The following is an 8397-nucleotide window of genomic DNA, read 5'->3' as shown; positions in this document are numbered from 1 at the left end:
TCACCGGCGGGTCAGGCCAACGCTCGAAACAGCTGGCCCGCGATGTGCTGACGACCCTGGGGCAGATGGTGTCCGTGTTGCGCTGAACCGCCGCCTGATGTCGACAGGTTGACCGGCGTCCATAAACGACATCCCCAGCGGGGTTAAGCCCACTGGCGATGTCGTCTGCCTTATTCGCAGCGGTCAATCACGGCAAGATCAACCCCGCGATTTACCCCGCAGCATGCTGTCCAGCACCTCATCCCGCCTCACCCAGCCGTGAAACAGCGCCGCAGCCAGATGCGCCAGAATTGTCAGGAAGAACAGGTACGCCAGATAGGCGTGGGCCTTGCGCAGCAGCGCGAAGGTCTCCGGGTTTGCCGCGACGATGGACGGCAGGCGCACCGAACTGCCGAGCATGACCGGATCCCCGGCGGCTGAAATCATGGCCCAGCCAATCAGCGGCATCGCCAGCATCAACCCATACAGCACGTAATGGGACAGCTTGGCGGCCAGCGCCTGCACGGCCGGCAGGTCAGCCGGCAACGGCGGCGTTTGAGTAGTGACCCGGACGACGATCCTGACAATGACCAGCAACAGAATCGCGATGCCGAGGGGCTTGTGCAGGTTCAGCAGCCACTCATGGCGCTCGGACACCGAAGCCACCATGCCGGCGCCGATGAACAGCATGGCGATGACCATCAGCGCCATCAGCCAGTGCAGCAGGCGCGCCAGTGGGGCGAAATGCTTGACGGGCGTACTCATGGCTGTTTCTCCTGGGCGGGCGCGGCTTTCAGCTGATCGACTTCACTGGTGCGGCGCATGTAGGACGCAGCGTAGGCCGCCGAGCGCGCGGCGAGCAGCGGGTCATCCGAGCCTTCGATGCCGCTGGGCAAAATCAGCGGATCGTAATTGATGTCGCGGCAGTCGCCATCCAGTTGCGGGCTGTCGGAATTGACCACCAGGGTCCCGGCATCCACGGTCTTGTGCTCGCCGGTCCAGGCTTTGGACGCGTCGTTGGTCGGGTCTTGGGGGTTGGCCAGCGTCAGCATCAGCTTCCAGCGTTGTGGGCCGCTGGCCAGTCTGTCACTGAGGTCCTTGTCCAGATATTCCTTGGCGTCAGGCGCCGGCGCTGCATCGGTGGCTTCCGGCACCAGACTCCAGCGCACAGGCTGGCGCTTGCCGCTGGCGTCCACCAGCACGAAGGCGTTGACGCTGTTGTAGGTCTCGGTGACGAAACTGGCCGAAGGCTTGGCCGTCTTGACCCACGCCAGAAAAGGCTGGGCTTCCGGGTGTGCGGCGAAGAACGCAGGGGGCTTCGCCGGGTCGGGTTTGCCGGTCTTGGGGTCAGGCCCGGTGGCGATCTGCAGGTCAATGAACGCTTCAGGCGTCGCGACCGGAAACACCGGCATGCTGTTCATGCCCGTGCGCCATTGCTGGCCGTTGGGCTGGGTGAACTGCACGGCGAAACTGCGCAGGGGCGCGGCGCTGTCGGGGGAATACGGGTTGCCGGTGGGCACGGCCAGACGCCCGATCACCGGCGTGCGCCCGCTGGCGAAGACTTCGGCCTTGGACAGGCTGGCCGCGGCACCGTTGCTTTCGAAGTAGCCGGCCACGCAGATGCCTTTCGGGTGGTTGCGACGGTAACCGGGATGCACACCGTTGTTGCGTTCGAACACGTCAACGACCCGCGCGGGGGTCAGTCGCTGGGGGTCGAGGCTGCCATTGACGTAGGCGAAGGCGCCCGCGACGACCAGAACGATCAGGCCAATGCCGGCCAGGCGTGCGAGTTTTTGGGAATTACTGAGCGGCGGTTTGCGGGGATACGGTGGCTCACGGTCAATCATCGATCACACTCCGGGCTTCTCGCCTCTGGGGACATCAAGGTGCTTGGCACGCTTTGTTTATAGCCGGATGCTTGAGGTTTGTCAGGTTGAGGACATCGAGCGCCTGGCGGCTGGAGCAAGGCCGGAATCTGAGGCTGATCCCACTGGCGCCTTCCCGGCTGAAGCGGGTCCCACAAAAAGCATCGTGCGCGGCCAATGGTTCTGGCAGTGTCCCAATATGAGGAACGACGCGCACTTAGTGGGACCGGCTTTAGCCGGGAAAGCGTTGGGTGTCACGCCGCAAAACCAAGGCTATACCGCTATCAGCCATCCAGCTTCGACGGATCACTCTGCAGCAGCACCTTGGCGTGAATCCCGGCCAGGGTGCCTTTCAGCGTCGACGCGCCACGGCCCTGCTTCGCCTCTTTGTCCTGTTGCAAGGCCTGCTGCAGGACGCTGAGGAAGTTCTGGGTTTTGGAGGTGGAGACCGGCGTGTGGGTGTCTTTCTCCAGGCGGCCCATTACGTACTTGGCAATGCGCGTCGACTGGCTGGCGGACTGACTCAGCGTCGCATCGACCAACTCACCTTTTTTATAGCCGATGCTGGTCTTGCTGCTGGCCTGGTCGCTGACCTGGTAATACAGGTAATTCTGTGTTGTCGGATCGGTGCTCAACGCCAGCTTTTGCCCGCCTGGCAGGGGCTTGTGGTAACTGGCGGTCAGCTGCGATTGCTGGTTCTGAACGATGGTCCGGTTCATCTGATCGCGTCCCTTGGACTGGGTGGTCTGCGACAAGGTGTAAGCAAAGGAATCGAGCTCACCGGGGCGGCCCGGGTTGCCCTCGACGCTCTTCTCGCTGACCGAAGCGCTGAAGTCGCCGAGGCCGGTCAACAGGCCGTGGTCAGTGTCGGTCAGCTCGATCGAGTTGACGGTCTGCGGCGCCGAGGAAACGCGGGTGTCCGGGTACTGGCTGTGCAGGGTTTTGAAGGCGTCCTCAAACATCGACAGCAACTGTGCATCGCCGTCGCCACGCTTGCGCGCCGCCTCGATCTGGCTGACATAGCCGTCCAGCGCCTTGGCCTGCTGAGCGCTGTCACCACGAATGGCCGCGTTTTTCAGGTCAACCGAAAGGTCGAGATTGCCCAGCGCGCCACTCATGCGCACCGAACGCTGGTCGGCGTCGGCATGCAGTTCAAGGGTCTGGGCGCTGCCGTCTTCCAGCTTGAGGCTGGTTTTCAAATCCACGGAGGCGAAGGCCTTGGCGTCGAAATGGGTCAGGGCGTCGAGTTTCAGGGTCGGCGGCTTGGCCGTCAGGCCGTCGATCGCCGACTGAAAGCCGTCCGCCATGGCGTTCAGTGCGTTCAGCTCGTCGTCGCTGAGTTCGCCGCCGCTCACCTGGGCCTGCACCGCGAGGCCATCGTCCTGACTGGCAAGGCTGAGCTCGATGGTTTTGCCGCTGGCGGTTTTCAGGGTCAGGCTGATGCTGTTGGCCGGATTACTGTGCAGGCGGTCCTGGGCGGCAGCGAGTTCCGCCGGCTCCAGCGCTTTGCCGGTCGTCGAGCGCAGCACCGATTGGGAAATGTTCTGGCCGGTCTGGGCCAACTGACTGAGCAACGTTGCGCCCAGGCCCTGGAAACGCCCCGCCGTGGCGGAGGTGCTGAAGTTGCCCGCCATCGCCAGCGAGACTTTGTCCTGGCGGGTGTACTCCCAGGCCGGCGGGACGTTGCCATCCCCCATCAGCCCGCGGACGTTGTAGGTCAGCGGCTCGCTGACCTTGGCGTCCTGGCCCAGCATGACGACGGACGACGGCGAGGCGCTGGTGGTGCCAGCAACGGCGCCGTCATTCACCGCGACGGTGGCCGCCGGTTTGACCACCGGCATCAATGCCGCGGATGAGGTGACCGAAGAAATCGCTGACATGGCACTTCCCTGTTCAAGTGAGTAATAGACTTCCTGAACAGGGTGTCGGCGGACGCCTTTGTAACTTGAGCGATACAAACCCGGGGCATTCCCGCTACACAGTGAACGCGGCATGCTCGGCCAATGAGGGGTACGCCGAGAAGATGATGCGTGGGGATTTTCCATTCAACTGACCCATGCAAACAATTCAGTCGAACACTTTTACGTTATCGATCATAAATAAACAGCGAGCACTTATTCGCCGTCCTGCAACTTACGCAATCACTCGTTTGATTGAATAGTTATGGCGTGCTTAAACTTCACGCCCTCCAAATGAATAACCGTCCGCATTATCCAACCTGCCCCGAGAGCCATCGACGCATTTATATTCATCCCGATGGATAGAATTAAGACGACGCCGGGCGTTGACCAAACCGCTCGCCGTGGAACTCGCCTCCAATTGAGTCTCCCCCACCTTTGATCGGCGGAACGGGCCCGGTGAAGCCTGAGGGCCTGCGCGGCAGAGCGCCGCACGCTTCATGCGTCTGTCCGTTCGGGCAAGAACGTGTACTATCCACTGACACCTACCAGAACTTAATCCCATGTTTGCCGATAGCGAAGCAGGCCAACGAATTGCCACATGCCTGACCCATCGGGTCAATGGCAGCGCGGAACTTTCCGAGGTCGCTGAAGCAATTACTTCGATGTTCGAGGACATTAATACCTCCCTGACCCCAATCATAGGGCCGAAAGGTGTTGCCGCCCTGCATCGCCGCAGCCTTCATCTCTACATATCAAAGCACCCGCTGGCTGGAGACAACTACAAGATGCTGGCCGTGGGCATGGATCTTCAACAATTGAAGGCGTTACTGGCCGAAGAATCGATAGCCGACGCGCTCTTGTTCGGCCAGGAAGTTCTGAACACTTTTCACGCATTACTTGCCACGCTGATCGGACCATCACTCGCTGCACGGCTGCTCCTTGACGTGTGGGAACACTCTTTCAGCGGCCCGCCTGCCCAGGACATTTCACGATGAGTAGTAAAGTCACGATCAACCGTCTGGCAACGGGCGTACCGGGATTCGACGAGATTCTGGGTGGCGGCCTGCCGGAGTTTTCCTTCAACCTGATCGCCGGTCCGCCCGGCTGTGGCAAGACCACGCTGGCCCATCAGATGATGTTCGCCCTGGCCACGCCCGAACGCCCGGCGATCTTCTTCACGGTGCTCGGAGAGCCGCCATTGAAGATGCTGCGCTACCAACAGCAGTTCAGCTTTTTCGACGAAGAAGCGGTGAACCGCTCGATCCGCTACGTCAATCTGGCGGATGACACCCTGGCTGGCGATCTGGACGAAGTGCTGCGGCGCATCGTCGCCGAAGTCGAGGCCCACAGCCCTGCCCTGGTGTTTGTGGACTCGTTCCGCTCCGTCGTGCTGGCCAGCGAAACCGACTGCAATCCCAAGAACAACCTGCCGCAGTTCGTGCAGCAGCTGGGGATGCTTATGACCACCTGGCAGGCGACGACCTTCCTGCTGGGGGAGTATTTCAACGAGCTCGACAGCAACCCGATCTTCACCGTTGCCGATGGGCTGATCTGGCTGCGCCAGAGCGTTCAGCGCAACTCCATGGTGCGCAAGATGGAGATCATGAAGATGCGCGGCCAGCCGACGCTGCCCGGGCTGCATACCTTCCGCATTGCCGATTCGGGCATTACGGTGTTTCCACCGGCCGCGGTCACGCTTCAGGACCGCGCCGCGCTCAACCACGGCAGCCCTCAGCAGCGGCTGAAGATGGGCGTGCCGCATCTGGACGATATGCTTGGCGGCGGCCTGCCCCGGGGCTATTCGTTGCTGGTTGCCGGCCCTTCCGGCTCTGGCAAAAGCCTGCTGGCGGCGGCCTTTCTCGAAGAGGGTGCGCGCAACGGCGAAACAGGCGTGATCGCCGTTTTCGAACAGCGACCCAATCACCTGCATAACGCCGAACTCACGCGTCTGGTGCACATGGACAAAGTAGGCGTCGTCGACCGACGGGTGCCGGACCTGTCCATCGACGAGATTGTGCAGCAGCTACTCAGCGAAATCCGCCGGCTGGACGCAACACGTGTGGTCATCGACTCGCTGTCCGGGTTCGAGCTGGCCGTGGCGCCCGCCTTCCGCGAAGACTTCCGCGAATCCCTGTCGCGCATGGTCAATGCGTTGACCAGCACCGGGGTCAGTGTATTGATGACCTCGGAACTGGAAGACCGCTACACGGATCTGCGCTTCAGTCCTTACGGCACGGCCTTTCTTACGGATGCCATCATCGTCCAGCGCTACATTGAGATCGACAGCCGCTTGCAGCGCATCATGGCGGTGGTCAAGGTCCGGGCCAGCGCTCACTCGGATGAACTCCGGCTGTACCGCATCGACGACAACGGCTTGCAGATCGGCACCCGTCTGCATAATCAGGAAGGGCTGCTGGGCGGACGCCCGACGCGGCTGTCGCCAGGGGTTGCTGAAGCCGGAGACACCATTCGATGAGCGCATTGCCATGAGTGAATTCGACAGCAAGGACGCAACCGGAGGCGCAGACGCCGACCGAGAATTCGAGCGACTCGCGCAGAAAAAGGAACGGGCCCTGGCGCACCTGGCGTTCCTGCGCCGAGAGCTGCACGAGGCCGAAGCCTCTGCCGGCGCCGGGCTGCATATCGAATTGCTGGTGGAAGCCAATCAGAAACTGGTGCTGGCGGTGTTGGCGGCACAGGCGCAAGCACCCGCTGCCAGTGCACACGCTGATGTCTATCAGGATCTGCGCGAGGCCAACGAGCATCTGGTGATTTCTGCGCTCCACGCGCAGACGTTGCAAGCCCAGGCTGAACAGGCGCTGGCCCAGCAACGCACGGCCATGGCCTCGGTAGCCCATGAAATGCGCAACCCGCTGACGCCCATCAGCATGATTGCCGAACGCATGGTGCGCACGTCCAGCGACAGACTGCCGGAAATGCGCAACCTGATCGAAGGTCAGGTGCAGCATCTGTCGCGCATGGTGGAAGACTTGCTCGACGTCTCCCGCGCAAGCACCGGAAAGCTGCGCCTGAGCTACGCCCACCTCGACATCGTGCAGATCATTCAGGAAGCGGTGGACGCCTGCGCGCCGCTGATGCACAAGAAAAACCTGCACATGGACGTCAGCCTTCCCGACGCGCCGGTACGGGTCAACGGTGATCACATCAGGATCGTGCAGATCTTCACCAATGTGCTGACCAATTCGGCCAAGTACACCCCGTACGGCGGCAACATCGAACTGCGTGCCGAGACCGTTCCCGAGGGCTTGAAGATCGTCGTCTCCGACAACGGCATCGGCATTTCCGCCCAGGCATTGCCGGTGATCTTCGATCCTTATGTGCAGGACACCCAGGCCATCGGCTTCAATGGCTCGGGCCTGGGCATCGGGCTGACGGTGGTCCGGCAGCTGGTGGAAGCCCATGGCGGCAGCGTTACCGCCCACAGCGAGGGCGAAGGCAAGGGCTGTCATTTCACTATTTTGTTTCCACTGGTGGGATCTGCGCTGTAACTCGGCCACAATACGCCCCCGATCCCAGGCTCCAGGGCTTCACGCCTTTCGGTTCGCCGCCAAACCCAACCCCCCAGGACTGAGCAATGCCTCAAGAGCGAATCGCTGCACTTCGGCTTCCCAAACCCATCCAGGGTGCGATCGACGATCTGGTGCGCGCGTTGAACGCCGCCACCACCAAGGAAGACCTCGAACGCGAGGCCGCCATGGAAATCAGTTTCATCCTCAGCCTGGAGACCAGCAGACGTCTTCGCCCGGCAGACGTAGAAACGCTGTACATGATCTTCGACGACGCCGTACAGGAACGGCTCAGCCAACTGGCGGATCAGTCCTGACCGGACGGCTTGCCGCCTCCCTCGCTGGCACGTCACACCGCTGCTGTGTCATACCGTCGCCGCGCTGCCTTAAACCCCTCCGCCTGTTCGACGAGCAACTGGATGTGCGCGACCTGTTGCGCGCTCAGTCCAGGACTGGATGGGTGATCATCTCCACGGGCTGGCTCGCGATTAATCTCTCTGGGCAGATACGGATTTTTCCGGCGCAGACGCATCCAATGCCGAGACGGCCCCACGGCCTGCACTTCAAATGGTTTCAACAAAGGACCCCACATGACTTTTTACATTTACCTCATTGCCTGCTGCGCGGCGGCCAGCACCGGCATCATTTTTAAACCCGGCAGCTGGTATGAATCGCTGCAAAAACCACGTTTCACCCCGCCCAACTGGCTGTTTCCGGTGGCCTGGACGACCATTTATCTGCTGCTGGCCTGGGCCGGTTATCGCCTGACCCTGATCCCCGGCAGTGAGACCGTGCTGGCGTTGTGGGCCGCGCAGATTGCCTTGAACACGCTGTGGACGCCGGTGTTCTTCGGTGCCCACCGGATCATGGCGGGCATGGTCATCATCTTGCTGCTGTGGCTGGTGGTTGCCGCCATGGTGGTGCTGGGGATCCAGCTGGACCTTATTACCGGGCTGATCCTGTTCCCCTATCTGGTGTGGCTGACCGTGGCGTCGGCGCTGAATTTTTCGATTCTGCGTCATAACCGCTAAAACAACCTACGCCGCCCTGGCGCGGCCGGCTCGCTGAATCAGCAGACCGGCCAGCGCCGCCACCGCCAGCAAGACCACCCCCCCGCCATAGACA

General features: G+C 61.8%; 8 protein-coding genes and 1 pseudogene. 6 read left to right on the top strand and 3 right to left on the bottom strand.

The features are described 5' to 3' along the window. Positions 1-198: 198 nt before the first annotated feature. The 3 genes from QMX88_RS27925 to QMX88_RS27915 all read right to left on the bottom strand — a co-directional run bounded on the left by QMX88_RS27925 (position 199) and on the right by QMX88_RS27915 (position 3724). Positions 199-744 (bottom strand): cytochrome b, encoded by a 546-nt coding sequence (locus QMX88_RS27925; RefSeq protein WP_192173918.1) that lies wholly within the window; start codon positions 742-744, stop codon positions 199-201. Continuing rightward, positions 741-1826: a catalase family peroxidase gene (locus QMX88_RS27920; protein ID WP_282373481.1), complete on the bottom strand. Its 1086-nt coding sequence runs from the start codon at positions 1824-1826 to the stop codon at positions 741-743. The genes QMX88_RS27925 and QMX88_RS27920 overlap by 4 nt, the downstream gene beginning before the upstream one ends. A 302-nt stretch (positions 1827-2128) precedes the next feature. Beyond that, positions 2129-3724 carry a lactate dehydrogenase gene (locus QMX88_RS27915; protein ID WP_282373480.1) on the bottom strand — a complete coding sequence of 532 codons (1596 nt, stop codon included), beginning with the start codon at positions 3722-3724 and terminating at the stop codon, positions 2129-2131. A gap of 581 nt (positions 3725-4305) precedes the next feature. On the opposite strand from QMX88_RS27915, the gene QMX88_RS27910 reads away from it, so the two are divergent. The 6 genes and pseudogenes from QMX88_RS27910 (at position 4306) to tspO (ending at position 8303) form a co-directional block, all read left to right on the top strand. Further along, entirely contained in the window at positions 4306-4740 is a 435-nt protein-coding gene (locus tag QMX88_RS27910) for a hypothetical protein (protein ID WP_244656005.1), read from the top strand. Next, positions 4737-6221, top strand: a complete 1485-nt coding sequence (locus tag QMX88_RS27905) for an ATPase domain-containing protein (RefSeq protein WP_282373478.1) — start codon at positions 4737-4739, stop codon at positions 6219-6221. The genes QMX88_RS27910 and QMX88_RS27905 overlap by 4 nt, the downstream gene beginning before the upstream one ends. A 10-nt stretch (positions 6222-6231) precedes the next feature. After that, complete coding sequence (locus tag QMX88_RS27900; protein ID WP_282373477.1) at positions 6232-7254, top strand: sensor histidine kinase; 1023 nt, start codon at positions 6232-6234, stop codon at positions 7252-7254. Between the two features lie 86 nt (positions 7255-7340). Beyond that, positions 7341-7589, top strand: coding sequence for a hypothetical protein (locus tag QMX88_RS27895; protein WP_282373476.1), 249 nt, complete (start codon positions 7341-7343; stop codon positions 7587-7589). Positions 7590-7663: 74 nt separating this feature from the next. Beyond that, a pseudogene (locus QMX88_RS29935) lies at positions 7664-7750 on the top strand (aromatic alcohol reductase); the annotation flags it as partial. A 112-nt stretch (positions 7751-7862) separates the two neighbouring features. Continuing rightward, positions 7863-8303, top strand: a complete 441-nt coding sequence (gene tspO, locus QMX88_RS27890; protein ID WP_282373475.1) for a tryptophan-rich sensory protein TspO — start codon at positions 7863-7865, stop codon at positions 8301-8303. Positions 8304-8397 lie beyond the last annotated feature (94 nt).

It is taken from the genome of Pseudomonas sp. PS02290 (assembly GCF_029960075.1).
Lineage (GTDB): Bacteria > Pseudomonadota > Gammaproteobacteria > Pseudomonadales > Pseudomonadaceae > Aquipseudomonas.
The sequence above is the reverse complement of the archived record's forward strand: the minus strand, read 5'-3'. Positions and strand labels throughout refer to the sequence as shown.